Annotated in this window: 32 protein-coding genes and 1 riboswitch; of the genes, 10 read left to right on the top strand and 22 right to left on the bottom strand. The window is 71.2% G+C overall.

Annotated elements, in window-relative coordinates:
- Positions 1-22: 22 nt before the first annotated feature.
- Positions 23-925 carry a LysR family transcriptional regulator gene (locus tag H4281_RS01710; RefSeq protein WP_182889075.1) on the top strand — a complete coding sequence of 301 codons (903 nt, stop codon included), beginning with the start codon at positions 23-25 and terminating at the stop codon, positions 923-925.
- Here the strand turns inward: H4281_RS01710 and H4281_RS01705 are convergent.
- From H4281_RS01705 to H4281_RS01695, 3 genes are all read right to left on the bottom strand, one after another.
- On the bottom strand, positions 915-1,733 hold the full coding sequence (locus H4281_RS01705; RefSeq protein ID WP_182889074.1) for an NmrA family NAD(P)-binding protein: 819 nt from the start codon (positions 1,731-1,733) through the stop codon (positions 915-917). The two genes, H4281_RS01710 and H4281_RS01705, sit on opposite strands and share 11 nt — an antisense overlap.
- Positions 1,730-2,302: a TetR/AcrR family transcriptional regulator gene (locus H4281_RS01700; RefSeq protein WP_182889073.1), complete on the bottom strand. Its 573-nt coding sequence runs from the start codon at positions 2,300-2,302 to the stop codon at positions 1,730-1,732. The genes H4281_RS01705 and H4281_RS01700 overlap by 4 nt, the downstream gene beginning before the upstream one ends.
- Positions 2,303-2,363: 61 nt before the next feature.
- Positions 2,364-2,960 carry a nucleotidyltransferase family protein gene (locus tag H4281_RS01695; RefSeq protein ID WP_182889072.1) on the bottom strand — a complete coding sequence of 199 codons (597 nt, stop codon included), beginning with the start codon at positions 2,958-2,960 and terminating at the stop codon, positions 2,364-2,366.
- A 110-nt stretch (positions 2,961-3,070) separates the two neighbouring features.
- Here H4281_RS01695 and H4281_RS01690 point away from each other — a divergent pair, with 110 nt between their 5' ends.
- Positions 3,071-3,445 (top strand): nuclear transport factor 2 family protein, encoded by a 375-nt coding sequence (locus H4281_RS01690; protein WP_182889071.1) that lies wholly within the window; start codon positions 3,071-3,073, stop codon positions 3,443-3,445.
- A gap of 229 nt (positions 3,446-3,674) precedes the next feature.
- A riboswitch (glycine riboswitch) is annotated at positions 3,675-3,774 on the bottom strand.
- A 33-nt stretch (positions 3,775-3,807) separates the two neighbouring features.
- Here H4281_RS01690 and H4281_RS01685 read toward each other — a convergent pair.
- Positions 3,808-4,389 carry a MerR family transcriptional regulator gene (locus tag H4281_RS01685; protein ID WP_009078853.1) on the bottom strand — a complete coding sequence of 194 codons (582 nt, stop codon included), beginning with the start codon at positions 4,387-4,389 and terminating at the stop codon, positions 3,808-3,810.
- Positions 4,390-4,648: 259 nt separating this feature from the next.
- Here H4281_RS01685 and H4281_RS01680 point away from each other — a divergent pair, with 259 nt between their 5' ends.
- Entirely contained in the window at positions 4,649-5,278 is a 630-nt protein-coding gene (locus H4281_RS01680) for a TetR/AcrR family transcriptional regulator (protein ID WP_182889070.1), read from the top strand.
- 36 nt (positions 5,279-5,314) lie between these two features.
- On the opposite strand, the gene H4281_RS01675 is transcribed toward H4281_RS01680, so the two are convergent.
- The 7 genes from H4281_RS01675 to H4281_RS45375 all read right to left on the bottom strand — a co-directional run bounded on the left by H4281_RS01675 (position 5,315) and on the right by H4281_RS45375 (position 9,630).
- Complete coding sequence (locus tag H4281_RS01675; RefSeq protein WP_009078856.1) at positions 5,315-5,788, bottom strand: bifunctional nuclease family protein; 474 nt, start codon at positions 5,786-5,788, stop codon at positions 5,315-5,317.
- 212 nt (positions 5,789-6,000) lie between these two features.
- Positions 6,001-6,771, bottom strand: coding sequence for a transcriptional regulator FtsR (gene ftsR / locus H4281_RS01670; RefSeq protein WP_182889069.1), 771 nt, complete (start codon positions 6,769-6,771; stop codon positions 6,001-6,003).
- On the bottom strand, positions 6,768-7,238 hold the full coding sequence (gene garA / locus H4281_RS01665) for a glycogen accumulation regulator GarA (protein WP_009078859.1): 471 nt from the start codon (positions 7,236-7,238) through the stop codon (positions 6,768-6,770). The genes ftsR and garA overlap by 4 nt, the downstream gene beginning before the upstream one ends.
- 125 nt (positions 7,239-7,363) lie before the next feature.
- A complete protein-coding gene (gene gcvH / locus H4281_RS01660) occupies positions 7,364-7,747 on the bottom strand; it encodes a glycine cleavage system protein GcvH (protein WP_037805718.1) in 384 nt (127 codons plus the stop codon).
- 46 nt (positions 7,748-7,793) lie between these two features.
- Positions 7,794-8,402: a cardiolipin synthase ClsA gene (clsA, locus tag H4281_RS01655; protein WP_182889068.1), complete on the bottom strand. Its 609-nt coding sequence runs from the start codon at positions 8,400-8,402 to the stop codon at positions 7,794-7,796.
- Between the two features lie 447 nt (positions 8,403-8,849).
- Positions 8,850-9,083, bottom strand: coding sequence for a hypothetical protein (locus H4281_RS01650; protein ID WP_182889067.1), 234 nt, complete (start codon positions 9,081-9,083; stop codon positions 8,850-8,852).
- Positions 9,084-9,435: 352 nt separating this feature from the next.
- The gene (locus H4281_RS45375; protein WP_246411244.1) at positions 9,436-9,630 is read right to left on the bottom strand and encodes a hypothetical protein; all 195 of its coding nucleotides are present in this window, start codon (positions 9,628-9,630) and stop codon (positions 9,436-9,438) included.
- A 13-nt stretch (positions 9,631-9,643) separates the two neighbouring features.
- On the opposite strand from H4281_RS45375, the gene H4281_RS45370 reads away from it, so the two are divergent.
- Positions 9,644-9,874: a hypothetical protein gene (locus H4281_RS45370; RefSeq protein ID WP_237600011.1), complete on the top strand. Its 231-nt coding sequence runs from the start codon at positions 9,644-9,646 to the stop codon at positions 9,872-9,874.
- A 21-nt stretch (positions 9,875-9,895) separates the two neighbouring features.
- On the opposite strand, the gene H4281_RS01640 is transcribed toward H4281_RS45370, so the two are convergent.
- Together H4281_RS01640 and H4281_RS01635 are read right to left on the bottom strand one after the other, a co-directional pair.
- Positions 9,896-11,602, bottom strand: coding sequence for an AMP-binding protein (locus H4281_RS01640; protein ID WP_182889065.1), 1,707 nt, complete (start codon positions 11,600-11,602; stop codon positions 9,896-9,898).
- Between the two features lie 35 nt (positions 11,603-11,637).
- Positions 11,638-12,480 carry a crotonase/enoyl-CoA hydratase family protein gene (locus H4281_RS01635; protein ID WP_182889064.1) on the bottom strand — a complete coding sequence of 281 codons (843 nt, stop codon included), beginning with the start codon at positions 12,478-12,480 and terminating at the stop codon, positions 11,638-11,640.
- A 109-nt stretch (positions 12,481-12,589) separates the two neighbouring features.
- On the opposite strand from H4281_RS01635, the gene H4281_RS01630 reads away from it, so the two are divergent.
- On the top strand, positions 12,590-13,465 hold the full coding sequence (locus H4281_RS01630) for an alpha/beta fold hydrolase (protein WP_182889063.1): 876 nt from the start codon (positions 12,590-12,592) through the stop codon (positions 13,463-13,465).
- Positions 13,466-13,549: 84 nt separating this feature from the next.
- On the opposite strand, the gene H4281_RS01625 is transcribed toward H4281_RS01630, so the two are convergent.
- Positions 13,550-14,311 carry a PIG-L deacetylase family protein gene (locus H4281_RS01625; RefSeq protein ID WP_220506580.1) on the bottom strand — a complete coding sequence of 254 codons (762 nt, stop codon included), beginning with the start codon at positions 14,309-14,311 and terminating at the stop codon, positions 13,550-13,552.
- 30 nt (positions 14,312-14,341) lie between these two features.
- Positions 14,342-15,568 carry a uroporphyrinogen-III C-methyltransferase gene (cobA, locus tag H4281_RS01620; RefSeq protein ID WP_182889061.1) on the bottom strand — a complete coding sequence of 409 codons (1,227 nt, stop codon included), beginning with the start codon at positions 15,566-15,568 and terminating at the stop codon, positions 14,342-14,344.
- A 223-nt stretch (positions 15,569-15,791) separates the two neighbouring features.
- Between cobA and H4281_RS01615 the strand changes: the two genes are divergently transcribed.
- Positions 15,792-16,934: an HAF repeat-containing protein gene (locus tag H4281_RS01615; RefSeq protein WP_182889060.1), complete on the top strand. Its 1,143-nt coding sequence runs from the start codon at positions 15,792-15,794 to the stop codon at positions 16,932-16,934.
- A gap of 111 nt (positions 16,935-17,045) precedes the next feature.
- Here H4281_RS01615 and H4281_RS01610 read toward each other — a convergent pair whose 3' ends face one another.
- From H4281_RS01610 to rpmB, 6 genes are all read right to left on the bottom strand, one after another.
- Entirely contained in the window at positions 17,046-18,938 is a 1,893-nt protein-coding gene (locus tag H4281_RS01610) for a vWA domain-containing protein (protein WP_182889059.1), read from the bottom strand.
- A gap of 82 nt (positions 18,939-19,020) precedes the next feature.
- A complete protein-coding gene (locus H4281_RS01605; RefSeq protein WP_182889058.1) occupies positions 19,021-20,082 on the bottom strand; it encodes an AAA family ATPase in 1,062 nt (353 codons plus the stop codon).
- Between the two features lie 94 nt (positions 20,083-20,176).
- Complete coding sequence (rpsR, locus tag H4281_RS01600) at positions 20,177-20,422, bottom strand: 30S ribosomal protein S18 (protein WP_182889057.1); 246 nt, start codon at positions 20,420-20,422, stop codon at positions 20,177-20,179.
- Entirely contained in the window at positions 20,419-20,724 is a 306-nt protein-coding gene (gene rpsN, locus H4281_RS01595; RefSeq protein ID WP_182889056.1) for a 30S ribosomal protein S14, read from the bottom strand. The genes rpsR and rpsN overlap by 4 nt, the downstream gene beginning before the upstream one ends.
- Positions 20,724-20,891 (bottom strand): 50S ribosomal protein L33, encoded by a 168-nt coding sequence (gene rpmG / locus H4281_RS01590; protein WP_182889055.1) that lies wholly within the window; start codon positions 20,889-20,891, stop codon positions 20,724-20,726. The genes rpsN and rpmG overlap by 1 nt, the downstream gene beginning before the upstream one ends.
- Positions 20,892-21,128, bottom strand: coding sequence for a 50S ribosomal protein L28 (rpmB, locus tag H4281_RS01585; RefSeq protein ID WP_182889054.1), 237 nt, complete (start codon positions 21,126-21,128; stop codon positions 20,892-20,894).
- A gap of 78 nt (positions 21,129-21,206) precedes the next feature.
- Between rpmB and mrf the strand changes: the two genes are divergently transcribed.
- Genes mrf through H4281_RS01565 form a run of 4 tightly spaced genes read left to right on the top strand, consistent with a single transcriptional unit; the run spans position 21,207 to position 23,957 of the window.
- Complete coding sequence (gene mrf / locus H4281_RS01580) at positions 21,207-22,448, top strand: ribosome hibernation factor-recruiting GTPase MRF (RefSeq protein WP_182889053.1); 1,242 nt, start codon at positions 21,207-21,209, stop codon at positions 22,446-22,448.
- Positions 22,445-22,708, top strand: a complete 264-nt coding sequence (locus H4281_RS01575; RefSeq protein ID WP_182889052.1) for a type B 50S ribosomal protein L31 — start codon at positions 22,445-22,447, stop codon at positions 22,706-22,708. The genes mrf and H4281_RS01575 overlap by 4 nt, the downstream gene beginning before the upstream one ends.
- Positions 22,708-22,866, top strand: a complete 159-nt coding sequence (rpmF, locus tag H4281_RS01570; protein ID WP_182889051.1) for a 50S ribosomal protein L32 — start codon at positions 22,708-22,710, stop codon at positions 22,864-22,866. The genes H4281_RS01575 and rpmF overlap by 1 nt, the downstream gene beginning before the upstream one ends.
- A complete protein-coding gene (locus tag H4281_RS01565; protein ID WP_182889050.1) occupies positions 22,863-23,957 on the top strand; it encodes a GTP-binding protein in 1,095 nt (364 codons plus the stop codon). The genes rpmF and H4281_RS01565 overlap by 4 nt, the downstream gene beginning before the upstream one ends.
- Positions 23,958-23,970: 13 nt before the next feature.
- On the opposite strand, the gene H4281_RS01560 is transcribed toward H4281_RS01565, so the two are convergent.
- On the bottom strand, positions 23,971-25,035 hold the full coding sequence (locus H4281_RS01560; RefSeq protein WP_182889049.1) for a zinc-binding dehydrogenase: 1,065 nt from the start codon (positions 25,033-25,035) through the stop codon (positions 23,971-23,973).
- Positions 25,036-25,157 lie beyond the last annotated feature (122 nt).

Genomic DNA, 25,157 nt, shown 5'->3' with positions numbered 1-25,157 from the left:
GTGAAGGACATAAGCTGAACTGATGTCTCCCTCGTTGCGCCAGCTCGAGTATCTGGTCGCGGTCGCCGACACCGGCGGCCTCACCGCAGCCGCGGACAGCTGCCACGTGTCGCAGTCGGCGGTGTCGCTGGCGATCGCTTCGCTGGAACGGACTTTGGGCGTGCAGCTCATCCTCCGCGGCCCCGGCCGCACGACCGCGCTGACCGACGCCGGCCGCCAGGTCGTCGGCGAGGCCCGCGCGGTGCTCACCTCGGTGGCGGAACTCGGCGCCACCGCCCGCGACTACGGCCGAGACCTCGCCGGACGCCTGAACTTCGGCTGCTACACCCCTCTCGCGCCGCTGCACGTGCCCGCCGCGCTGGCGACCTTCCGCGCCCAGCACCCGGAAGTCGACGTCTCCTTCGTCGAAGGCACCCTGCCTGACCTGCAGCACCTCCTGCTGGAGGGCCGCTGCGACCTCGCCGTGCTGTACCGGCAGGACCTGATGCCCGGGATCGCGGCGGACACGCTGTACGACCAGCCGCCGAGCGTGCTCCTCCCCTTGGCGCACCCGTTGGCCCGCCGCAAGACGGTTTCGCTGCGCGCCTTGGCCGGCGAACCGTTCGTCCTGCTGGACGTACCGCCGTCGGAACGCTATTTCCGGGACGTCTTCGCCGCTGTCGGCCTGCCGATGCCGGTCGCGCACCGGACGACGAGCTTCGAACTGGCGCGCGCGCTGGTCGCCCGGGGCCTGGGCTACACGCTTTCCGTGCAGCGGCCGCCGCTGGAACTTTCCGTCGAGGGCACGCCGTTCGCCGTACGTCCGCTGCGCGAGCGGGTTCCGACGACGCCGGTCGTGCTGGCCCGCGCGGAGGGCGCGCGGCTGACCCGGCGGGCGGAGACGTTTCGCGCTTTCTGCCGGGAGTTTTTCGGTTCTAGAGCGTGATTCCGCGTGGTTCGCGGCCGAGAAGCTCGGCCAGTACCGGGCTCGTCTCGGCGAAGTGGCCTTGCCGGGAGGCCTCGAACATCGACAGCTTCATCCGCGCCGCCTCTTCCGGCTCGCCCGCGACCCACTCCTCGTCCCCCACCACGACGCGCCGCACCGCACGCCCGCTGACCCGCGACGCGAGTTCGGCCACGTCGTCGAACGTCACCGCCTGCCGAGCGGTCAGCGTCACCGGTCCGTCGAATGCCCTGTCCCCGGCCAGAATCACCGCCGCCGCTTCCGCGGCATCCGCCCGATCGGTCCACGAAACCGGGCCGTCCGCCGGGGCCTCGATCACCCCGTCCTCCCGCCAGTTCCCGAGCAGCCAGCCGATGCTGTGCGCGTAGAACCCGTTGCGCAGCGCGGTCCACGCGACCCCGGACCCGGCGAGGATCCGCTCGGTCGCCGCGTGCTCCGGACCTGGCGGAAAAGGCGTGTCCATCCGGGAATTCTGATGACTGGTGTACAGGATCCGTTGCGCCCCGGCCGCTACCGCCGCCTCGATGCCCGCGCGGTGCAGACCGACTCCGTCCGCGTGCGGATCGTTCGAGGAGACCAGCAGGACTTTTTCCGCCCCTTCAAACGATTTCCGCAGTGCCGCGGGATCCTCGTAGGAGCCCTGCCGCACCCGCACACCCCGGTCCGCGAGGTGCCGCGCCTTGGCGACATCCCGGACGCTGACGCCGATCTCCTCCGCCGGGACGCGCTTGAGCAGATGCTCCACAGTCGCCCCGTTGAGCGCGCCGGTCGCCCCCGTGATCACGATCATGCCCGGATTCCCTTCAGCAATGGCAGCAGGATGTCGTCCACGAGATGCCGCAGGAACGGCTCGTCGCACGGCTCGCCGGCGAAGACGATCCGGTGCACGATCACTCCCGGCGCGACTTCGGCGAACAGCTCAGCCGCGCCAGGCGCCCATGCGGTGCGCGGCAGCCGATCCGCCATCGCCGTCTGGTCCCGGCGCAGGATCCGGCGCATCTCGTCCGCGAGCCGCGGATCGCTGCGCATCCCCGCGAACAGCGCGCCCAGCACCCCGATCTCCTGCTCGGCGATCTCGCGCGCCAGCCACCGCACGACGGCCAGCACGTTTTCCCGCAGTCCGCCGGAGACCGCCTCGGGCGGAACCGAGGTTTGCCGCTGCTCCACCGCCGCCGCGACGAGGGCCGCTTTGTCGCGGTACCGCCGGTAAACCGTCGTCTTGGCAACACCGGCACGGGCCGCGATCGCTTCGATGGACAGCTGGTCGTATCCGGCTTCGCGCAGCAGCGCCAAGGCCGCCTCGTGGATCGCGGCATCCCTGCGGGCATCGCGCGGCCTGCCCACTCCCGGCGCTTCCATCGGCTCCCTTTTCAATACGCTACCGTTTCGTATCGAAACTACGCCCGAGCCGGCACCCCCGTCAACCGGGCCACGGCAGAACGGTCAACTCCGGCCATTGTTCTTGCCAGCGCCGGGCTTTCGCCTCATAGCTGCTCCGCGGCGCGTGCCCGGGGTTCGGCCGCACGACGAGGTCGAACAGGTCCGAGAAGCCGTGCGGCGCGTAAACCCGCCACTCCTCTCCGACGAGGCGGATCCCGAGGCACGGCGTCGTGGAGGGGAACGAATCGATGGCCGCCTCGGTGGACGGGTACGGCGCGCACGGCACGCCGAAGCGGTCCTCGTACCAGAGGTGCACCCGCGCCTCGTTGCGGATCTCCACTGTCGCCGGGAGATCCCCGAACCTCCGGACGCCCTCCTCGATGACCGCGTTCTCCGCGTCCCAGCTGAGATCCGAATCGTCGAAGTAGAACAGGTCGTAGTCCTTGATGCCCTCGGCGGGCGGGCGTCCGGTCACCACGTTCCACACGGTCTGGCACAGGCAGCCCGCCGTCAGATACCAGCCGGGAAGAGCCGGCTCCGCCGCTCGCGCGAGCACTTCGGACACCAACTCGTTGCGTGTCACGATCTCGCGGAATTTCTCCAGTTGCCGGTCGATCGCCAGGCGGCCGTAGTCCATGCCCCGGTTTAGCACGGCGAACCGATTACCTCCCGCGTAATCGACCAGCCGCGGATCTTCGGACACGCTTGGCCCTGCCGAAAACGGGACGACACAAGGAGGACCCCGACATGACCGCCACCGCACCGACCGCGACCGACCTCGCCCGCCGCTACCTCGACGTCTGGAACGAGACCGACCCGCAGCAGCGCCGCAGGCTCGTCTCGGAGGTGTTCGCCCCGGGCGCGACCTACACCGATCCGCTCGGCGCGGTCACCGGACAGGACGAGATCGACGGATTCATCGGCACCGCGCAGGAACAGTTCGCCGGGCTGGTCTTCAGCCTGCCCGCGGAGCCGGACGCGCACCACGATCTCGCCCGGTTCCAGTGGTACCTGTCGGCTCCGGGCGCCCCCGAGCCGATCGCGATCGGGTTCGACGTCATCGAGATCGCCGACGGCCGGATCGCCAAGGTGCACGGTTTCCTGGACAAGATCCCGGGCTGATCCCCGGAAACGCCGGGGTTGTGGTCTTGACCACAGAGCCGAGGTTCAGACCTCCCGGGTGGTCTGAACCTCACCCGGCGAAGCCGCCACGCCGGAAAAGAGGCGTGGCCCTCCCCACTCTGTCCGTACCCCGCGGGGCGCCTGAGAGTTTCACCCGCGTGGATAGCCGGGTTTGCACCGTCGGCGGCATCGGCTGGTGGTCTCCTGCCGAGGCGCTTTCCAGAGGCGTCTCGTCCGCGCGGTCCAGGGTGCCTGAGAGGTTCCGGGGAGGACTTGCTCCTTCGGCGCCGGACCGGGGATGCCGGTTCGGTCTCTCCCGCGCGGGTTCGTCGATCGCGCGCCCAGTCTAGCGCGGACCAAGATCAGCCCGTGCGGCGGGCGTTGCGGCGCTGCGTCAGCTCGTCGGGCACGACGGCCTCGACCAGACCGCCGTCGGCGCGCTCGGCCGGGAACTCGTGGATCGTGCCGCTGATCTCCTGCATCGCCCCGCTGACCGCGATGCCGAACACGCCCTGGCCACCCTGGAGCAGATCCACGATCTCCTCCGGCGACGTGCATTCGTACACCGTGGTGCCGTCGGAGAACAGCGTGACCTTCGCCAGGTCGCGCACCCCGCGCACGCGCAGGTGGTCCACCGCGACGCGGATGTTCTGCAGGGAGACCCCGGTGTCCAGCAGGCGTTTCACGACCTTGAGGACCAGGATGTCCTTGAACGAGTACAGCCGCTGCGACCCCGAACCGTGCGCCGTCCGGATGCTGGGCGCTACCAGCTTCGTGCGCGCCCAGTAGTCCAGCTGGCGGTAGGTGATCCCGGCGATCTGGCAGGCCGCGGGACCGCGGTAGCCGACCAGCTCGTCGGGCAGCGAGGCGTCGGGGAACAGCTCGCCCTGCTCGCCGTCGGCGACAGGTCCGGCAGGTATCTCCGGACGACCAGCCTCGACCACCGCAAGCCTCCCCTCGCCCGGCCTCGCGGCGGGGCGTTCGACAGGCCGGTCGAGCCCAGGATCGGGATCGGCCGGGGAAAACTGCCACGAGCGCGCCGGGTCGGCGAATCACATCGTGGCGATTTACCGCCTTTGACGGTAAGGCTGCGCCGCGAGCCGGTCAACGCGACGCGCGGCGGACCTCAAGCCCGTGTCGAGGCTTTGGCCCGTTCGCCGTACGGGATTGACACTTTTTACTCAGCCAAGTAACTTGTTAGTCATGCAAGTAAACATCGACACGCAAGCCGAACTCGGCCTGAGCGTCACCGAGGCCACCACCCGGGCCCAGATCATCGGCGCGACCATCGCCACGATCGCCGACCACGGGTACGCGCGCACCACCTTCGCGCGCATCAAGGAACGGGCCGGGCTCAGCAGCACGCGGCTGATCTCCTATCACTTCACGAACAAGGCCGGCCTCATGCAGGCGGTGCTGAGCACGGTGTCCGAGACCAAATCGGAATACCTGCGCGAGCGCAGCCAGGGCGTCGACCCGGCGGACCGGCCGGGAAACCTGCGCGCGTACATCGAGACTTCCGTCGCGTTCCTCCGCGACTACCCGCAATGCGAGCGGGTGCTGGTCGAGATGGCCGCGCACGCCGACGACCGCGACGGATGGGCGATGACCGGCGTCATGGTCGGGCAGCTGCGCACCGGCGCGCTGCGGCGGCAGCTGGAACAGGGCCGCAAGGAAGGGGCGTTCGGCGACATCTCGCCGGAGATCGTGGCGCTGTCGATCGCGCAGGCCATCGACGGGGTCGCCGCCGCGTACGCCGCCGATCCGTCCGTGGACCTGGACCGCTACGGCCGGGAACTGGCGGACCTGTTCGCCCGCGCCACCGCGCGATGAGCTCGTGCCCGGCGGGAAACCGCCGGGCAGGGGCGATCAGGTGTCGGCGCCGCGGAAGTCTTCCGGGGACACCGAGTCGAGGAACTCGCGGAACTTCTCGACCTCGTCCTCCTGCTCGTCCGGGATGATCAGCCCGGCTTCCTCGAGCACGGCGTCGACCGCGTGGATCGGGACGCCGATCCGCAGCGCCAGCGCGACCGAGTCGCTCGGGCGGGCCGACACCCGGATGTCGCCGTCGAAGACCAGCTCGGCGAAGAACGTGCCTTCTTTGAGGTCGGTGATCACGACCTGCTCGAGCTCGCGCCCGAGCGCGCCGATGACCTCTTTGAGCAGATCGTGGGTGAGCGGCCGGGCGGGCCGCACGCCTTGCTGTTCCAGGGCGATCGCGGTGGCTTCGACCGAGCCGATCCAGATCGGCAGGTACCGCTCGCCCTCGGTCTCCCGCAGCAACAAGATCGGCTGATTGGCGGGCAGTTCGACCCGCACGCCGACGACGCGCATCTCGCTCATCGGGCTTCGCCTCCCTCTCGTGCACACGGGCCGCAGCGCTGGCGACGGCTGACGACCGTTGTCTCCGACGCTACCCGTCATCCGGGCGCTGTGCTCGCTCGCAGCGGACATTCTCGGTTCGTGGTCTCGCGAACCGTCTCTCACGGTACGGCATCCCGGCGCTGAGGTTCAGTCATTGACAAGTGACCGGAACCGCGTCTCGGGCATACGGGTCAGTCGCCGGCGACGCCGCGGATGCCGGCTTTGACGAGCAGCGTGTGCAGCGTGACCGACAGCGCGGCCAGTTCGCGCACGACCTCGTCCGCGCGCGCCTTCGCGTCCGCGTCCCGATGCCGGTACGCCGGGGTCACGATTTGCTCCAGCAGGCCGACCTCGCGGTCGGCCGCGGCGCGGAACGCGCGCAGGTGCCGCGGTTCGAGCCCGAATTCGGTCATCGCCTTGACGGTGCGGGCGATCAGGACCGATTCCGGGCCGAAAAAACCCGCCGCGCCGGGGCGCAGCAGGCCGTACTGGCACAGCTCGGCGAGCATCGCGTCGTCGATGCCCGCCTGGTCCAGCAGGTCTTCCTGGGTGAGCCGGAGCTCCGGCCCGGTCTCGAAGTCCGCCGCCGCGGGCAGTCCCGCCGGATCGCTCCCGTCGCCGAGCGGCACGAGCCGCCGCGGCAGCTGGGGAGCCGACGGGACCGGCGCGGGCGGTTGCGCACCCGCGTCGGCCGCGTCGAGCTGCTCCTTGATGACCTTGAGCGGGAGGTAGTGGTCGCGCTGCGCGGACAGCACGTACCGCAGGCGTTCCACGTCCGCGGGCGAGAACTGCCGGTACCCCGAGGGCGTGCGGCCCGGGCGGACCAGGCCTTCCGCCTCGAGGAAGCGGATCTTCGAAATCGTGACATCGGGGAAGTCCCCGCGCAGCTGCGCGAGCACCGCCCCGATGCTCAACCCGTCCCGCCGGGCCTCCTGACGACCGGGCTGCCCGGCCGCCGTCACTGCGCCCCCTGGCCCCCGTGCCCCGGGCCGGTCAGGAAGACCAGACGGAACTTGCCGATCTGCACCTCGTCGCCGCCGGCGAGGACGGCCTGGTCGACCGGCTCGCGGTTGACGTAGGTGCCGTTCAGGCTGCCGACGTCGATCACGACGAACTCCCCGCCCTCGCGCCGGAATTCCGCGTGGCGGCGGGAAACCGTGACGTCGTCGAGGAAGATGTCGCTGTCGGGGTGCCGTCCCGCGCTGGTGGTGTCGCGGTCGAGCAGGAAGCGGGAGCCCGCGTTGGGCCCGCGCTTCACGACCAGGAGGGCGGAACCCGGCGGCAGGGCGTCGACGCCCTGCACCGGTGCCTCGGCGGCCGGCGCGGACTCCTGCTGGCCTTCCATGTCGGCCAGGAAATCGGCCCGGAAGACAGAGGTCCGCTCCGGAGACTGCTCCGGGGGAACGCCGGGCCCGTCGTTCGTGCTCACCTGAGCTCTCCTCTACGCATGAAGTGTTGTCATCGACCAAGAACGTGCAGCTGTCAACGTACCGTGCCCGACCGGCCCGGAACCCTCGGGCTCCCCTTGAGGCTCACCGCGCCCGGCCGAACGGCTCAGCCCTTGATGAGCGCCTGGTACGCCTCGGCCTCGAGCAGCGCTTCGAGACCGGCCGGGTCGTCGAGCCGGATCTCCACGAGCCAGCCCTCGCCGTAGGGGTCGGAGTTGACGAGCTCCGGCGAATCGGCGACCGCGGAGTTGACCGCGACGATCTCGCCGTCGACCGGCGCGAACAGCTCCGAGACGCTTTTCGTGGACTCGACCTCGCCGAACGCGTCGCCCGCCCCGACCTGCTTGCCGACCTCGGGCAGGTCGACGAACACGACGTCGCCGAGCTGGTCCTGCGCGTATTCGGTGATGCCCACCCGCACGAGCGAACCCTCGCGGGTCGCGACCCACTCGTGCTCCTCGGTGTAGCGCAGTTCTTCCGGAGTGGTCAACGCCGCTCCCCTTCCTGGTGCTGGCTTTCGTGCCGACAATCTTCCATCACCGGGTGCGCAGCGCGCGAGCCGCCTGCACGACGTAGAGCGCCCCGGACCAGACATACAGGACGCCGCCCCACACCATGAACGCGTAGGCGATCGGCCGCGCGACCGCGGCGACCTCCGAGCCGCCCTGCGTGAGCAGCAGGAACGGGAAGGCGTACATGAGCACGAAGGTCGCGCCCTTGCCGATGTAGGTGACCTCGGGCGGCGCGAACCCGCCGCGCCGCAGCAGCATCACGCACACCCCGAGCACCAGCTCGCGCAGCACCAGCGGGACGACGACCCACCACGGGATGATGTCGCGGATCAGGAAGGCGACGAGCGTGGCGAGGATGTAGAGCCGGTCCGCGGCGGGGTCGAGCAGCTGCCCGAGCCGCGACATCTGGTCGAGCCAGCGGGCGAGCTTGCCGTCGAGCCAGTCGGTGAGCGCGGAGAAGATCAGCAGGGCGAGCGCCCAGCCGTCCTCCTTCGGGCCGAGCAGCAGCCACAGGAACACCGGGACGCCCGCCAGGCGCAGCAGCGACAGCAGGTTGGGGATGGTGAGCGCCTGCCGCCACAGGGAGGGCTCGGCCTTGGCCTCGTTCTTGGGCTCGTCGGGGACCGTGGTCACGCGGTCAGCCTAGAGCGAGCCGGGTCGCGAGGTTTCTCCCGGCGGGTGAAGTTCGGGGTTCCGCCTCGCCGGGCACCATGCCGAAGTCCGCGAGGGGAACTCTGATTCCCGCGGGGTTGCCCTCACGGACTTTCGCGGGAGCGACGCCGCAGCGCACCGCGCTGCCGGCGGCATTGGTGCGTCAGACGCGCCCAAAGCGGCATTGGGGCGCTCGGCCCGGCGGCGGATCGGAACGGCGCGGGCGGACCCGGCTCGTCCGGCACTGGGCCGCTTCCGCCGCGGCCGCGCGAGCGGATCCACAGCCCGGGGATGCGACGGCGCGGGCCGGCCGATGCCGGGAACGAATCGGCGCCGGGGACGAATCGGCGCGATGACGGGGAAAACGGCGGATCCGCCGGACGGCGGCCGGAACCCCTCCCCGGTTCCGGCCGCCGTCCGGCGGAAGTCTCAGCGGGCGCGGCGCCTGCTGGCAGCGCGGCGGTGGCTCCAGCCGCGGCGCTGCAGCTGCGCGTTGCTCAGCGTCTCGGGACGGCCGCGGCCGTCGGTGCCCACCCAGCGCGGGCGCACGGCTCCGGCTTCGAGAACGTAGGGGCGGCCGCCGCACCACACCACGCTGCAGGGTTCGGTCGGCGGGCCGGTCGGGGTGTCGGTCTCGGCTGCGGGGACGGTTTCGGTGCTCATGCTCTGGGTGACTCGTGCTCTCTGGCGTCGGGCTTCGGGGACCTGGAACGCGCGGGGCGCCTGCCCTCTACGTCGGCGCGGGACCGCCGGGCGTTAACCGCCTCGGGCCGGATTCCTCCGAACGATGCGTGCGGGCGATGCGGATTTCCCAGTCCGGAAACCGGAAAACAACCGTCCACAGTAGACAGAACCGGGTCCGTTCCGGTGTGTCGGTGCCGCTCAGCAGGGGCGCGAGGGGCCAGAATGGGCGCGACCCCGGAGAAAGGATCGCGGTGCTCCCGTCGAAAACCGTGTACGGGCCGCTGTGCGCGGCTGTGGTGGTTTTGCCCGCGCTCACCGCCTGTTCGGGGGATCAAGCGCCACCGGCGGCCGCCTCGTCGGCGCCCTCCGCGATCGCCTCGGCGGCGCCCAGCACGCACGCTCCCCCGCCGCTGCCGCAGACCGCGGGCGCGAGCAGTACGCCCGCCGCGCCCAGCAGCAGCGCGGCCGCGCCGAAGCCGTCGAAACAGGCGCCGCCGTCCGCTCCGGGCACGTGCGGCACGGTCACCGCGGCGAGCGGGATGACGTTGTACGTCTACGACGACAAAACCGTCCCGTGCGCGGACGCGATGGCGCTCGTCAAGAAGTTCCACCAGGCGATCAACGGCCGCCAGGCGGCGGGATCGAACAATCCGGTCAACGCGACCGTCGACGGCTGGCTGTGCGTTTCCGGCCCGCCCGCCGCGCAGGGCGGCACCACGTGCAGCAAGGGCGGGCAAACCGTGCTGGCGGCGGTGGTTCCGGCCGAGTAAGACCCCGGCCGGAACCACGGCTCAGGACTTGAGGTCCGGGAAGTCGTCCTCGCGGAACTCGCCCTCGGGCCGTTCGCCGCCCTCGCGGCCGCGCAGTTCGACCCGGCGGATCTTGCCCGAGATGGTCTTCGGCAGCTCCCCGAACTCGAGCCGCCGGATCCGCTTGTACGGCGCGAGGTGCTCCCGCGCGTACGCGAGGATCTCTCGCGCGGTCTCGGCGTTCGGCTCGCGTCCCGAGGCGAGCACGACGTACGCCTTGGGCACGGCCAGCCGGATCGGGTCCGGCGCGGGAACCACGGCCGCCTCGGCGACCGCTTCGTGCTCCAGCAGGACGCTCTCCAGCTCGAACGGCGAGATCCGGTAGTCCGACGCCTTGAAGACGTCGTCGGTGCGGCCGACGTAGGTGATGTAGCCGCGCTCGTCGATCGAGCCGACGTCGCCGGTGTGGTAGTAACCGTTCGCGAACGCGGCCGACGTGCGCTCGTCGTCGTCCGCGTAGCCCGCCATCAGGCCGACCGGCCGGTGCGCCAGGTCGAGGCAGATCTCGCCCTCGGTCGCGCGCTCGCCGGTCACCGGGTCGACCAGCGCGACCGCGAACCCGGGCAGCGGGCGGCCCATCGAACCGGCCACGACGTCCTGGCCGGGCGTGTTCGCGACCTGGACGCTGGTTTCGGTCTGCCCGAAGCCGTCCCGGATGGTGACGCCCCACGCCTTCTCGACCTGCTCGATCACCTCGGGGTTGAGCGGCTCCCCCGCGCCGACGACCTTCTTCGGCGGCGTCCGCAGCTCGGTCAGGTCCGCCTGGATGAGCATCCGCCAGACCGTCGGCGGCGCGCAGAAGCTGGTGACGGCGCACCGGTCCATCTGCGCCATCAGCGCGGCCGCGTCGAACCGCGCGTAGTTGTACAGGAAAACGGTCGCTTCGGCGTTCCACGGCGCGAAGAAGTTGCTCCACGCGTGCTTGGCCCAGCCCGGCGACGAGATGTTGAGGTGGACGTCGCCCGGTTCCAGCCCGATCCAGTACATTGTGGACAGATGGCCGACCGGATAGGACACGTGCGTGTGCTGCACGAGTTTCGGTTTCGCGGTGGTGCCCGAGGTGAAGTACAGCAGCAGCGGGTCCTCGGCGCGGGTGACCCCGTCCGGGGTGAATTCGGCCGACGACGCGTACGCGGTTTCGAAGGCGTGCCAGCCGGAAACCGGTTCGCCGACCGCGATGCGCGTGTAGCCGCCCGCTACGTCGGCGAACTTCTCCGCGTCGACGTCGCGCACGATCACGTGCTTCGCGTTGCCGCGCTCGACGCGGTCCACCAGGTCGGCCGGTCCGAGCAGCGTGGACGCCGGGATCACGACCGCGCCAAGCTTGATCGCCGCGAGGATGGTCTCCCACAGCTCGCCCTGGTTGCCGAGCATGACGATCACCCGGTCGCCGCGCGCGACGCCGAGGCCGCGCAGCCAGTTGGCGACCTGGTTGGACCGGGCCGACATCTCCGGGAACGTCCAGCGGTTCTCGGCGCCGTCCTCTTCCACGATCCACAGCGCGTACCGCTGCGCGTTCGCCGGATCCGCCGCGATCGCGTCGAACCAGTCGGTGGCCCAGTTGAACTCGTCCAGCCGCGGCCACGCGAACTCCCGGTAAGCGGTTTCGTAGTCCTCGCGGTGGGCCTGCAGATAGTCCCGCGCCGCGCGGAATGCCTGGTAGCCGGTGACCTCAGCGCCGTTGCTCACGTCGTACTCCTCGTGCTCGCTTTCCCGTGCCTGTTTTACTCGCCCTTGAATTCCGGCGCTCGTCGCTCCAGGAAGGCCTGCACGGCTTCCTGGAGGTCCTTGCTCGGCAGGAACGCGGAGTTCCACGCGGCGACGTAGCGCAGGCCCTCGGCGACCTGGCGTTCAGTGTTCGTCGACAGCACCTGCTTGGTGCCCTGGACGACCAGCGGCGGGTTCGCGGCGATCTCCGCGGCCAGCTCGCGGGCTTTGGCCAGCACGGTTTCCTGGTCCGGGTACACGTCGTTGACCAGGCCGATCTTCTCCGCCCGCGCGGCGTCGATGTCCTTGCCGGTCAGCGCGAGCTCGCGGACGTGGCCCTCGCCGACGATCGGCGCGAGGCGCTGCAGGCTGCCGATGTCGGCCACGATCGCGACCTTCACCTCGCGGACGCTGAACTTCGCGTCCGCACTGGCCAGGCGGATGTCGGCGGCGGTGATGACGTCCACGCCGCCGCCGATGCACCAGCCGGACACCGCGGCGACGACGGGTTTGCGGCATTCGGCGATCGAGCTGACCGCCTGCTGCAGCCGCTGGACCTCGCGGTGGAACTCGGTGCGCGGCCCGGCCAGCGCGTCGCCGGCCAGCAGCGGGGCCCAGCTGCCCATCATCGCGGGCAGGTCGAGGCCGTAGGAGAAGTGCTTGCCGCTGCCGGTCAGGACCACGGCGCGCACGCGCGGGTCGGCGTCGAGGGCGGCGAACACCTGCGGCAGCTCGCGCCAGAAGTCGGGGCCCATCGCGTTGCCCTTGCCCGGGCCGAGCAGGGTGACCTCGGCGACCGCGCCGTCGAGGTCGACGCGGAGCGAGGCGAGTTCGGGAAGGGCGGCTACTGGTTCGGTCATGCGGCCATCTTTACTCATCCCGGCCACCCCAGCTCATCCGGTTGACACTGTGCCAACGGCGCTGCGGGATGCTTTCCTGGAGACCCGAGGTGGAGAGGGAGGCGCCCGTATGGATCCGGCACCCGTGCCCGTCGCCGACGCCCCGCCGGCGGAACCCGCGGCGGCCCGCAGGGCGAGGCCGATCGAGCTGTCCGGCTCGTTCCGCCACGAGGGCCAGCGCCTGTGCTACACCGAATACGGCAGCGGCGACCGCGTCGTGGTGCTGATGCACGGGATCATGTTCACCCGGCGGATGCACGCGCCGCTGGCCAGGCGGCTCGCCCGCGCCGGGTTCCGCGTGGTGACCCTCGACCTGCTCGGCCACGGCGACTCGGACCGGCCGACGCAGTCGTGGCGCTATTCGATGCCCGCGTTCGGCGAGCAGGCCGTCGCGCTGCTCGACCATCTCGAGATCGAGGACGCGGTGGTCGGCGGCACCTCGCTGGGCGCGAACGTGGCGCTGGAGGTGGCGGTGGCCGCCCCGTCGCGGGTGCGCGGGCTGGTGGTCGAAATGCCGGTGCTGGACAATGCGATCATCGCCGGGCTGCTGACCTTCGCACCCCTGTTGTTCGCCGCGCGCTTCCTGCCCGCGACGGTGCGCGGGGTGGCGTTGGCCGCGCACCTGGTGCCGCACGGCAACCAGTGGGTGGACGTCATCACCGACACGCTGAGCCAGGAACCGGCTCCGATGGCCGCGTTGCTGCACGGCGTGCTGTTCGGCCGCGTCGCGCCGCCCAAGTCGATCCGGGGCACGATCACCACGCCGACGCTGGTGATCGGGCACGAGGGCGACCCGATCCACCCGTTCGGCGACGCGGGCAGCCTGGCCGAGGACCTGCCGAACGCCGAGTTCGTCCAGGCCCGCAGCCCGGTCGAGCTGCGCTTCGACCCCAAGCGGCTCAGCGCGGCGATCCGGGACTTCGCCTTTCGCCGCTACCCGGCCTGAGCCCGGAGCCTCGAGGTTCGTGCGGGGGTCCTGACGGAATCAAAGTCCCTCAGGACCCCCGCATGACCTTCCGCCGGGGCCATGTCAGTCGTCGTCGGGTAAGTGCGGAGGCGCCTGGAGGTCGTGTGCGCGGAACAGGACGGCGTGCTCCACGTCCATGGCCTTGCCGCTCATCGCCGCGAACTGCGGGATGAAGTCGGCGGGCGCGGGGTGGTCCGGGAGCGCGGCCAGGTACGCGGCGTGCGCCTCCAGAGACGCGACGCCGCGTTGCAGCGGTTCTCCCGTGACGTCGACACCGTGGGTCGCCCCGGAGCCGGGGAGGCCCGGGACGAGGTACCAGCGCGCCGAATGCGGGGCCAGGCCCTCGTCGTCGATCTGCTCCGGGAAGACCCACCGGTTGCCCGCGTCGCGGATCGCGTCGAGGGTCGCGAGTCCGACAGCGCGGTGGTCGGCCTGGTCGAAGCCGTAGGGCGTTTCGACGTCGAATCCGCAGCCGAGCACGACGTCGGGCTTGAACCGGCGGATCTCGCGGGAGATGTCCCGGCGCAGGTCGAGGCCGTAGACGAGCACGCCGTCCGGATGGTCGAGCACGGTGAGGCGCTCGACGCCGACGGCCGCGCAGGCGTTGCGCTGTTCGGCGACACGCAGGCGGGCCGTCTCCTCGGGCGGGTTCGGCATGCCTGCCTCGCCGCGGGTGAGCAGGAGGTAGGCGACCTCGATGCCGCGCGCGGTCCAGCGCGCGACGGCGGCGGACGTGCCGTACTCCATGTCGTCCGGGTGCGCGACGACGCAGAGCACGCGCCGGAATGACTCCTCGGGCAGGGCAGGCAAGGTCATACCGGACATCTTCGCGCGCGGACGGCGCGTTGTCCGGCGTTATCCGGCCTCATTCCGGTCAAGTCCGGCGACCGGGCCGAACACGATCACCGCGGGCGGGCGGACTCCCGCGGCCGCCGCCTCCTCGGCCACCGAGGCGAGCGTCGACCGCAGCACTCGCTGGGTCCGCATGGTCCCGTCCTCGATCACCGCGACCGGCGTGTCGCCGGGGCGGCCGCCTTCGAGCAGGGCGGCGGCGAACTTCGGCAGCCGTTCGACGCCCATCATCAGCACGATCGTCCCGCGCATCCGGGCCAGCAGCGACCAGTCCACCAGCGATCGCTCGTCCCCCGGCGCGACGTGCCCGGACACGACGACCACCTCGTGCGCGACCCCGCGGTGCGTCACCGGCACGTCCGCCACCGCGGGCACCGCGAAGGCCGAGGTGATGCCCGGGACCATCGTCACCGGCACGCCCGCCTCGGCGCACGCCTGGACCTCTTCGAACCCGCGGCCGAACAGGTACGGGTCGCCGCCCTTGAGCCGGACGACGAACTTGCCTTCCTTGGCCTTCTCGACGAGCGTCCGGTTGATCACCTCCTGGCTCGCCGCGCGGCCGTACGGGATCTTCGCCGCGTCGATGACCTCGACCTCCGGCGCGAGTTCGTCCAGCAGGTCTCGCGGGCCGAGCCGGTCGACGACCACGACGTCGGCGCGCGACAGCAGCCGCCGGGCGCGGACGGTGATCAGGTCCGGGTCGCCGGGCCCGCCGCCGACCAGCGCGACGCCGGGCAGCGTGCCTTCCGGATGCGGCTGGCGGCCGTCCTCGATCGTGCCCGCGTGCAGGCCGTCCAGCATCGAATCGCGGACCGCGGCCGAGCGGAGCGGCTCGCCGCCGGACAGGACGCCGAACAGGAGGCCGCCGTGCCGTCCGGTCGCCGGGGTCACCGCCGAACCGGACTCGCCCTCGTCGGCGCGGACGCAGAAGACGCGTTCCCGTTCGGCCTCGGCGCAGATCTCGGCGTTGGTTTCCGGGCTGTTCGTGCAAGCCAGCGCGTACCAGGCGGCCCGCAGGTCGCCCTCGGTGTAGCGGCGCCGGTGCCAGACCAGTTCGCCCGCGTCCGCCATCCCCTGCACCGACGGCGTCGTGTGCGGCGACACCAGTTCGACGCGGGCGCCCGCGCTGATCAGCCGGGGCAGCCGGCGCTGGGCAACAGAACCGCCGCCGAACACCACGACGCGGCGGCCGGTCAGGTTCAGGCCGGAAAGGTAGTGCGGGTCGTCCATGCGCGGAAGTTTATGGGCGGGGCGCCGTCTCGCACGCCGAGCGTGGGTCATGCCACGCCGGGGACGTCGCTTACGCCGCCAGGGTTAACACGACGGCAAAAATACGTCGGCTGTCCGCAGGCAAATCCGGCGCCACGGGAGTAATTCCGCGCGCAGGTCGTACCACCGCTGCCTCGGGAAACGACTGCTTGTCGCACACTGCCGCATCAGATGGGGAGTCATGATGACCAGGAACAGTGCGACCGGACGAAGACGCGCGTGCTCGCTCGCCGCCGCCCTGCTCGTGTTCGCGGGCGCGACGACCGGGACCGCCCGGGCCGATCCGCTCGCGCCGACTGATCTCGCTCCGCTGCCCGGGGACGACCAGAGCCTGGCGCTGGCGGTCAACGAGGCGGGGACGGCGGTCGGCACGTCGTCGGCGGGCCGCGACCCGCGCCTCGACCACCCGGTCCGCTGGGACACCGCCGGGCGCCCGACCGCGCTGCCGACCCCGGGCGCCGCTCAGGGACAGGCACGCGCCATCAACAGCCAGGGCGTCGCCGCCGGGTACGTGCTGACGCCGACCATCGCCATCCCGGCGCGGTGGGACGCCGCGGGCCAGGCGACCTTGATGCCGCTTCCGCCCGGCTACCACAACGCGATGGGCGAGAAGATCAGCGACACCGGCGTGGTCGTCGGGGAATGGCAGACGCCGGACGGCCTGCAGCACCCGTTCCGCTGGGACCCGGACGGCCAGGTCACCGACCTCGGGACGCTGCCGGGCGACACGTGGGCCGTCGCCACCGGCATTTCCGCCGACGGCACCATCGTCTCCGGCCAGGATTCCAACCCCGCGAAGGCGCACTCCGTGCGGTGGGTCAACGGCGGTCCGATCACCGATCTGGCCCCGGCCGCGTGGGCCAGCGCGAACAACGTCATGAACCGGAACGGCACGATCGCCGGGCACCTGACCGACGTCGAGCACGGGAGCTCTGCCCCGGTGACGTGGGACCGCGACGGGGTCCTGCGGCGCCTGCAATGGCCGAGCGCGAATCCGGTCTGGCTCAACCAGGTCAGCCCCGCCGGGTATGTGACCGGGAGCGGCTATCTCTATCCGCCGGACCGGGATTCGGTGCTGTGGGATCCGGACGGGAATGTGTATCTGATCGACGGAGACGTCGCCGGGGTCGACTCGAACGGGAACGCGGTGGGGGCTTCGCAGAACCGCGCGACTGTTTGGTACGACAACGGGAACACCGTGCGGTTCGGGATTCTGCCGGGCGGCAGTCACAGCAAGGGCGAGTGGATCACCGACAGCGGGTATGTGGTCGGGAGCGCGGACACCGCTGGCTACAAGATGCACGCGGTGGCTTGGAAACTCGGGTAGCGCCGGATGCGGCCGGGCGAGCCTCGCGCCCGTCCGGCCGTGTGGGCGGGGATCGCTCCGCGTTGCCTGTTTCTGTTGCTGCGGCGGCAATCCTGCGATCTGGCACCGGACTCACTCCACCCGGAAAACCGGACCGCGCGGCACGAACGGCAGCCGGGCGCCGCGCGGAACCAGGAACGCGTGTTCCCGCAACGGCCGCACGTGGTCGCATTGCGCGTCGGTGATGATCAGCACCGGGCCGTCCGCCGGGAAGTCCGGGGCGCGGCGCAGCAGGTCGACCCCGGGCTGCAGCCGGGTGCCGCCGCGGCCGCGGACTTTCACCTGGCCCGCGATGTCTTCCACGGCAAGGTATCCGGCGTCGTAGGCGGCCGCGTCGCAGAACACCACCCGGGCGGCCGGGACGTCGCGGGCGCGGGCGTACGACGCGATCGCGCCGAGTGCCTTGCCCAGCAGTTCCGCGTTCATCGACCCGGACGTGTCCAGCACGACGCCGAAGGTCGCGCGGCGCTCGAGCCGCTCCGGGCGGACCCGGCCCGGGCGCGGGATGTCCGGCGTCGCCGACTGACGGCGCGACGCCCGCGAGTAGCTGCGCACCGGCTGCTCGGCCCGGACGTGCTCGTCGAACCACTGGGCCAGCTGCGCGTCCCACGGCAGCGGCGGGTGGTCCAGCGCGCGGATCTCCTGTTCCAGCCCGAGCGGCAGCAGGCCGCGGCCCTGCGCTTGGTGATAGACCAGGCCCTGGCTGAGCGCGCGGCGATAGAACTCGTCCAGGTCGATGCCGCCGGTCCGGTCGCCGTCGCGCCACGGCAGCGGCTTGGGTTCGGTCCGGCGCGACGAGCGGCGGGCGGCCGCGTCCGGCTCGGACAGCCAATCGCCGAGGACGTCGCCCGCCTCGCGGCCGCCCAGCGTGCGCAGTTTGCGGGCGCGGCGCAGGTCCGTGGTCAGCGTGTCGTACACCGATTCCGCGGACAGTCCGGCTAACTGCGGATCGTGCAGCCCGTCGCCGGGCAGCTCGCCGACGCCGAGGGCGACCAGCCAGCCGTTGATCACGTAGTCGCAGGCGACGTTCCACAGGTACGGGTCGCGGCCGAGCGCGCGGCGGTCGTGCCGGAGCGCGGCGTGCAGCATCTCGTGGGCGAGCACGAACCGCCATTCCTCGGCGGTCAGCGCGGCGTGCGGGTTGACGTAGATCTCGCCGTGCTCGGCGTCGACCGCCGCGACGGAAATGTCCCAGGCGCGGACCACCTCCGGGTCGGCGGTCAGCGTGAACCCGGCGGCCACCGCGCCCAGCAGCGGGAACGACGAGGCGAACCAGCCCAGCGCGCGGTCCCACTCCCCCAGGCTCCGCCGGTGCCGGGTCTGGCCGCGCGCGTCGGCGGCCTGCTCCATCGCCTCGGTGGCCGAGGCGATCAAGCCGTGCGCGAACCGCTCGGTCCACGGCGCCGACTTCCCGCAGTACTGGGCGTGCCAGCGGCTCGGCGGCTCCGCGAGCGCGAGACACGGCCGATCGCCGCCGGTGCCGAGCGACCGGAAGACCTCCGGAACGCCGGTGTCGCGCCAAGCGCGGGCAAGGGAAAGCTCGTCCGTGCCGGGGAATTCGGGCAGGAGCGTGAGCGGGGTCCCGACTCGCACCGCCTCCGCGAACCGGTGCACCGCAACGCAACATGCCGCGCTGTAGCTCGCGTCGACTTCGCGGCCGGCAGCGATCGCGTCCGCCTCGGCGAGCTGCTCCTCGTCCAGATGACCGAGGCCCAGGTGCAGCAGCAGATGCGCGAACACCCACGCCCATTCGGCGGGTTCGGCGTCGCGGGCTCGGTTCGCGGTGACCAGGCCGCTGTCGGCGACCACGGCCCAAGCTTCGGAGCCGGTCAGGCTGGTGCGGTCCAGGCTCGCGCCCTCCGCGAGCCGTTTCAGGACGGTGTTCGCGCGGACCATCGCCCATCCCGCGTCGATCGCCTTGTTCCGGCGTTCGCGGAGGCGAGCGTCGGAGCGGACGCTGCTCATGCCGGCACCTCGAGGACGAGTTCCACGCTGGCCGACAGGGAGGTGCCAGCACGAATAACCATGATTCGCTCGCACGCTGCGCTCATGCCCGGGCCGCCACCAGCCGCGGCAGGTCGCGCGCGGCTTCGACCAGGAACCAGGACGGCAGGCGCGGGTTGCCCGCCTCGTCGTCCGCGATCACGAGCTGCGCCATCTCCAGCGAGATCTCCGCCAGTTCGACCAGCAGGCTCTTCGCGCGGAACGCGAACTGGCGCACCGCCGCCGACGCGTGCCGCTTGTCCGCGGGCAGGTCGCGGGCCAGCCGGACGCGGAAGGTCTCGGCGAGGAAATAGAGCAGGTCGCGCTCGCCCGGCTCGGCGGGCCAGCGCGCGTCGCCCTTGAGGATCGCTTCCAGGTCGTAGGCGTGCCGGGCGACCTTGAGATAGGACCGGAACGCGCCGGCGTGCTGCGGGGTGAGCGTGGCGTAGGCGAGCAGCCCGGCGGTCTCGTCGTCGAGCGGGTCGGCTGCCGAGTGCAGCAGGTCGGACAGCATGTGCCAGGACCTGGGCGTGGAGAACGGTTCCTCGGTCTTCGGCGGCTGGCTCCACAGGTGGTCCGGACGCTGGGCGAGGTACTCGACCACCGCCGGGTGGATGTCGTGGCCCGCCGCCCAGGCGAGCCAGTCGCCCGCCGACGCGCGCAGGTGCAGGTGGACCAGCCGGTTCACCAGCGCCGAGGCCATCGGCCGGGCGAGCGCCTGGTCGGTGGCGCGGTTTCCGGCGCCGATCACTACCGAACCGGGCGGCAGTTCGTAGGAGCCGATCCGGCGGTCGAGGATCAGCGAATAGAACGCCTTCTGCACGTCCGGCGACGCGGCGTTGAGCTCGTCGAGGAACAGGCAGTACGGCTCGTCGCGGGCGATCTGCTCGGGCGGGCAGAACCGGCTGCGGCCCTCGGAAATCTGCGGGACGCCGATGAGGTCCTCGGGCGCGAGCTGCGTGCCGAGCAGCGAGACGCATTCGAGGCCGAGCGCCGCCGCGAATTCCCGGACCAGCGACGACTTCCCGATTCCGGGCGCGCCCCAGAGGAAGACCGGCCGGACGACGGCGGTCGTGAGCAGGATGTCGGGCAGCTGGGCAGGCGTGACCGTGAGCTGGGCGTGCACAACGCGGACCTTTCCGGTGTCGGGACATCCTCGTGCGACGCCCGTTTCGTGCCGTTATGGTCCCGCGCCCGGCCCGCTGCCCGCATCCGGTTTTTCAGCTCCGCGCCGCCGTCGGGTACGGCAGCAGCGCCATCTCCCGCGCGTTCTTGATCGCGGTCGCCACCTGTTTCTGCTGCTGCGGCGTCAATCCGGTGACCCGGCGGGCCCGGATCTTGCCGCGGTCGGAGATGAATTTCCGCAGCAGGTCGACGTCTTTCCAGTCCACCCGGGTGATTCCGGCGGCGTGGAAGGGGTTCGGGCGGCGGCGCGGCGTCCGGTCCGGTTTCGGCATGGCGCTCACCAGCTCGACTTCGAGACGCCGGGCAGTTCCCCGTTGTGCGCCATCTGCCGCGTGCGCACCCGGGACAGCCCGAATTTCCGCAGGTATCCGCGCGGACGCCCGTCGGCGGCGTCGCGGTTGCGGATGCGCGTGCGGCTGGCGTCACGCGGCATGCGTTGCAGCGCAACGGCTGCGTCGGCCTTATCCTGCGGTGAAGCGGACGGCGACGCGATCAGCGCCTTGAGCGCGCGCCGCCGTTCGACATACCGCGCGGCGATCACCTTCCGCTGTTCGTTCTTCGCGATTTTCGACTTCTTCGCCATCAGCGCTCTTCCTTGAATTCGACGTGCTTGCGCGCAACCGGGTCGTATTTGCGCAGCACCATCCGGTCCGGATTGTTGCGGCGGTTCTTCTTCGTCACGTACGTGTAGCCGGTTCCCGCGGTCGACCGCAGCTTGATGATCGGCCGGATGTCGGTGCTTCTCGCCATCTAGAGCTTCACTCCCTTCGCCACGAGATCGGCGACGACGGCGTCGATGCCGCGTTTGTCGATCGTCTTCATGCCCTTCGCCGACACCCTGAGCCGCACGGTGCGGCCGAGGCTCGGCACGTAGTAGCGGCGCGTCTGCAGGTTCGGCTCCCAGCGTCGCGACGTGCGGCGATGCGAATGCGAGACCTGCTTGCCGTAGCCCGGCTTGCGGCCGGTGACCTGGCACACGGCTGACACGGACCCTCCCAAGTTGATAGTGACATTCATGTTCAACTACGCTCGGCACCGTACCCCGCCCCGTCGTCTGGAGATCCAGTGCCCCCACGTCCGCGTGTCCCGCTCGTGCTCTGCAGCGGGATCGCCCGCACCGAGGCTCTTGCCGCGCTCCTGCTCCGCGCGAGCCCCGGCACCGCCGTCGTCCACCACGACCTCCGCGACATCGGCTCCGGCGTCGTCCGCCGCCGGATCCTGCTGCGCGGCCGCGACGAGCTGACGCCGCTCGAACTGGCGCACGGCTGCGTCAACTGCACGCTGCGCGAGGACCTGCTGCCGCTGCTGCGCCGGCTGGCCCGGATGCCGCAGGTCGACCGCATCGTCGTGCGGCTGGACGAGGCGATGGAGCCGGAACCGGTGAGCTGGGCGATCCGCAACGTCCTGGTCGGCGACCGCCCGGTGAGCGACGACGTCGAGCTCGAAGCGGTGTTCACCGTGCTGGACTGCGCGACCTGGCTCGCCGACGTCACCGGAGACGACCTGCTCGCCGAGCGCGGTCTCCACGGCAGCCCGGAGGACGAGCGGACGGTCGCCCAGGTCGCACTGTCCCAAGTGGAATCGGCGGACGTGCTCGTGCTCGCCGGAGCCGCGCCGGACGCCTGGTGCGCCGCGAAGTCCTCCGCGGTGCTGGACCGGGTCGCGCCGTCCGTCCCGCGAGTCGAGCTGGCGCGCACCGACGCCGCCGGGCTGTTCGCCGCGATCCCCGCCGACGCCCGCCGCGGCGAGGTCACCGACCTGCACGGCGCGTTGCTGCGCGGCGCGCCGCCGCTGCATCCGGACTGCGGCATCGAACTGCTGCGGTTCACCGCACAGCGCCCGTTCCATCCGGAGCGCCTGCACGAGGCGATCGACCTGCTGCTCGACGGCGTGGTCCGCACCCGCGGCCGCGCCTGGGTCGCGAGCCAGCCGGACGTCGCGTTCTGGATCGAATCGGCGGGCGGCGGACTCGGCATCGGGCACGCCGGGCCGTGGCTCGCCTCGCCGGACGGACCGGACTGGGCCGACGTCTCCCCCGAACGCCGCACGCTCGCCTCGCTGCGCTGGGACCCAGTGCACGGCGACCGCGCGCAGGAACTGGTGATTGTCACCGATCAGGCCGCCCCGGCGGAAATCGAGAGCGCGTTGCGGGCAGCTCTGCTCACCGACGCCGAATTGGCCGAGGGCGAAGCGGCCTGGCGCGGGTACCCCGACCCGTTCGGGGACTGGCACGAAGACCCCTGCGAAGAAACCGAAGAACCCGACCGGCACGCCAACGCCGCCAACCAGAAGGACGAAACCCTGTGAAACCCGGCATCCACCCCGACTACCACCCGGTGGTCTTCAAGGACTCGTCGACCGGCGACGCGTTCCTGACCCGCTCCACCGCCACCTCCGACCGCACCATCGACTGGTCCGACGGCAACACCTACCCGCTCGTGGTGGTCGACATCAGCGCGTGGTCGCATCCGTTCTGGACCGGCACCCAGCGGATCCTCGATTCGGCGGGCCAGGTCGAGAAGTTCCACCGCCGCTACGGGCAGCGCCGCAGCGGGGGTGCGCGCTGATGGCCGTCCCGAAGCGGAAGATGTCGCGCAGCAACACCCGGTCCCGGCGCTCGCAGTGGAAGGCGGCGGTTCCGGACCTGGTGCCGATCGTCGTGGACGGCGAGCGGAAACTGGTGCCGCGCAAGCTGATCAAGCACTTCCAGCGGTTCGAGCGGTGAGCGTCCCGGTCACTGTCCTTTCCGGATTCCTCGGTGCGGGGAAGACCACGCTGCTCAACCGGATCCTGGCCAACCGCGAGGGCCTGCGCGTCGCGGTGATCGTGAACGACATGAGCGAGGTCAACATCGACGCCGCGCTCGTGCGGGACAGCGTGTCGCGGACCGAGGAGCGGCTGGTCGAGATGACCAACGGGTGCATTTGCTGCACCCTGCGGGAGGATCTGCTCGACGAGGTCGCGCGGCTGTGCGAGGACGGGCGGTTCGACCATCTGCTCATCGAGTCCAGCGGGATCTCCGAGCCGATGCCGGTGGCCGCGACGTTCTCCTTCCCCGCCGACGACGGCACTCCGGTGCTGTCGTCGGCCCGGCTGGACACGATGGTCACCGTGGTGGACGCCGCGAACTTCGCCAGGGAACTGGCCCGGGGAGACAGCCTGGCCGAGCGTCAGCTGGACCAGTACGACGGCGACGAGCGGACGGTCAGCGACCTGCTGATGGACCAGGTCGAGTTCGCGGATGTGCTGCTGCTGAACAAGGTTGACCTGGTCGCACCGTCCGAACAGGACCGCCTGCTGGCCTCGCTGCGGCGGCTCAACCCGGCCGCCGACGTCGTGTCCGCCGAGTTCGGCCGGGTGCCGTTGGAACGAGTGTTCGGCACCGGCCGGTACGACGCCGAACGCGCGCGGGAAGCGCCGGGCTGGGTGGCGGAACTGAACGGCGACCACGTGCCGGAGACCGAGGAGTACGGCATTTCCAGCGTCGTGTTCCGTTCCCCGCGCGCGTTCGACCCGGCGCGGTTGTGGGAGTTCGTGACCTCGCGGCTGGACTCCGGCGAGTTCGGCACCGTGCTGCGGTCGAAGGGATTCTTCAGTCTCAGCACCCGGCCGGGCACGCTCGGATTGTGGTCGCAGGCGGGCAGCGTGGCGCGGTTCGAACCGCAGGGCGTTGCCGAAGGGCCGCGGCAGGAGCTGGTGTTCATCGGTGTCGGGCTCCAGCACGCCGCGCTGCTTGACGCGCTCGAGGGATGCTTGTCCGAAGCCGCCGCCGCCGACGACCCGTTCCCCGGATGGGAACCCGTCCACGTCCATTAAGGACAGTTCCGGCTCACGGCCGCACCACCGTGAGCCGGAACCGGCCACCCGCCTCGGCCGCGTGCTGTACCGCCTCGCCGACCGCGGACAGCGCGAACTCGTCGACTTCGAACTGTGCCAAGTCCAGCAACCCGCACCGCGCCAGCGCGATGAGCTTCGGCACCGCGTCGCGCGGGTACATCCACCGGCCGCGCACCGTCACGCTGTTCAGCATCAGCCACGGGTACGGCAGCGCGATATCCTCTCCGACCCCGCCCATCAGCACCACACGGCCGAACTCCCGGACCGACATCGCGGCCGCGCGCGCCGCGGCGGCCGAGGCGGACGGCGGCAGCAGGTCCAGTACCAGGTCCACCGGGCCCGCGACCGACAGCATGGCCGCACGGTCCTCGTCTTCGCTGCCGCCCGACACGACCGTCCGGACGCGGCGGCCGAAACGCTGCTCCAGATCGGCCAGCGCGGCCCGGTTCCGGCCCGGCGCGATCACCCGGCCCGCACCCATCGCGAGCGCCACGGCCACTGCCGCGCCGCCGTACGTGCCGGTCGCGCCGCTCACCAGCACTGTCTCGCCAGGCTGCAATCCGCCGTCGAGCAGGCCGCCGTACGGCACCAGGCAGATTCCGAGCGCGGCCCACCGGCCCGCGTCGGCCTCGTCGATCTCGCCCAGCGGGGCCGCGTTCTCCGTCGGGACCATGATCCGCTCGGCGAACCCGCCGTTCCGGAAGTGGCGCTGCAACGCCAATCCCCCGTCGCCGCGCGCGGTGAGGCCTTGCAGGACGACGTCCGGCGTCACCGCGTCGTCGCGGGAGCGGACTGCCGGGTCGCAGCGGACCCAATCACCCGGCCGGAGCTTCGTCGCGTCCGGTCCGGCCGAACGCACCCGGCCGACCGCGCCGGCGCCCAGGATCGCGGGCAGGCCGAGCAGATACCGCCGGGCTCCGCTGACCACCTCGGCGGTGTAGTGCAGCACCGGCGCGGCGACGACGTCCACGACCACTTCGCCAGTGCCCGGCATCGGCTCCGCCACCTCCTCGACCGACAACGGACGCCCGAATTCCTTGAGCACAGCAGCCTTCACCGAATCCTCCTTCGTCCCGCTCTCATCGTCGGCAAGAAAGGGAAAGGCAACCAGGAGTGCGTCGCTACCAGGATGGTTCGTCCGTTTCGCACTAGTTGAACAGGCTAGGTTTATCAGTCTAG

The organism is Amycolatopsis dendrobii (assembly GCF_014145675.1).
Classification (GTDB): Bacteria; Actinomycetota; Actinomycetes; order Mycobacteriales; family Pseudonocardiaceae; genus Amycolatopsis; species Amycolatopsis dendrobii.
The sequence above is the reverse complement of the archived record's forward strand: the minus strand, read 5'-3'. Positions and strand labels throughout refer to the sequence as shown.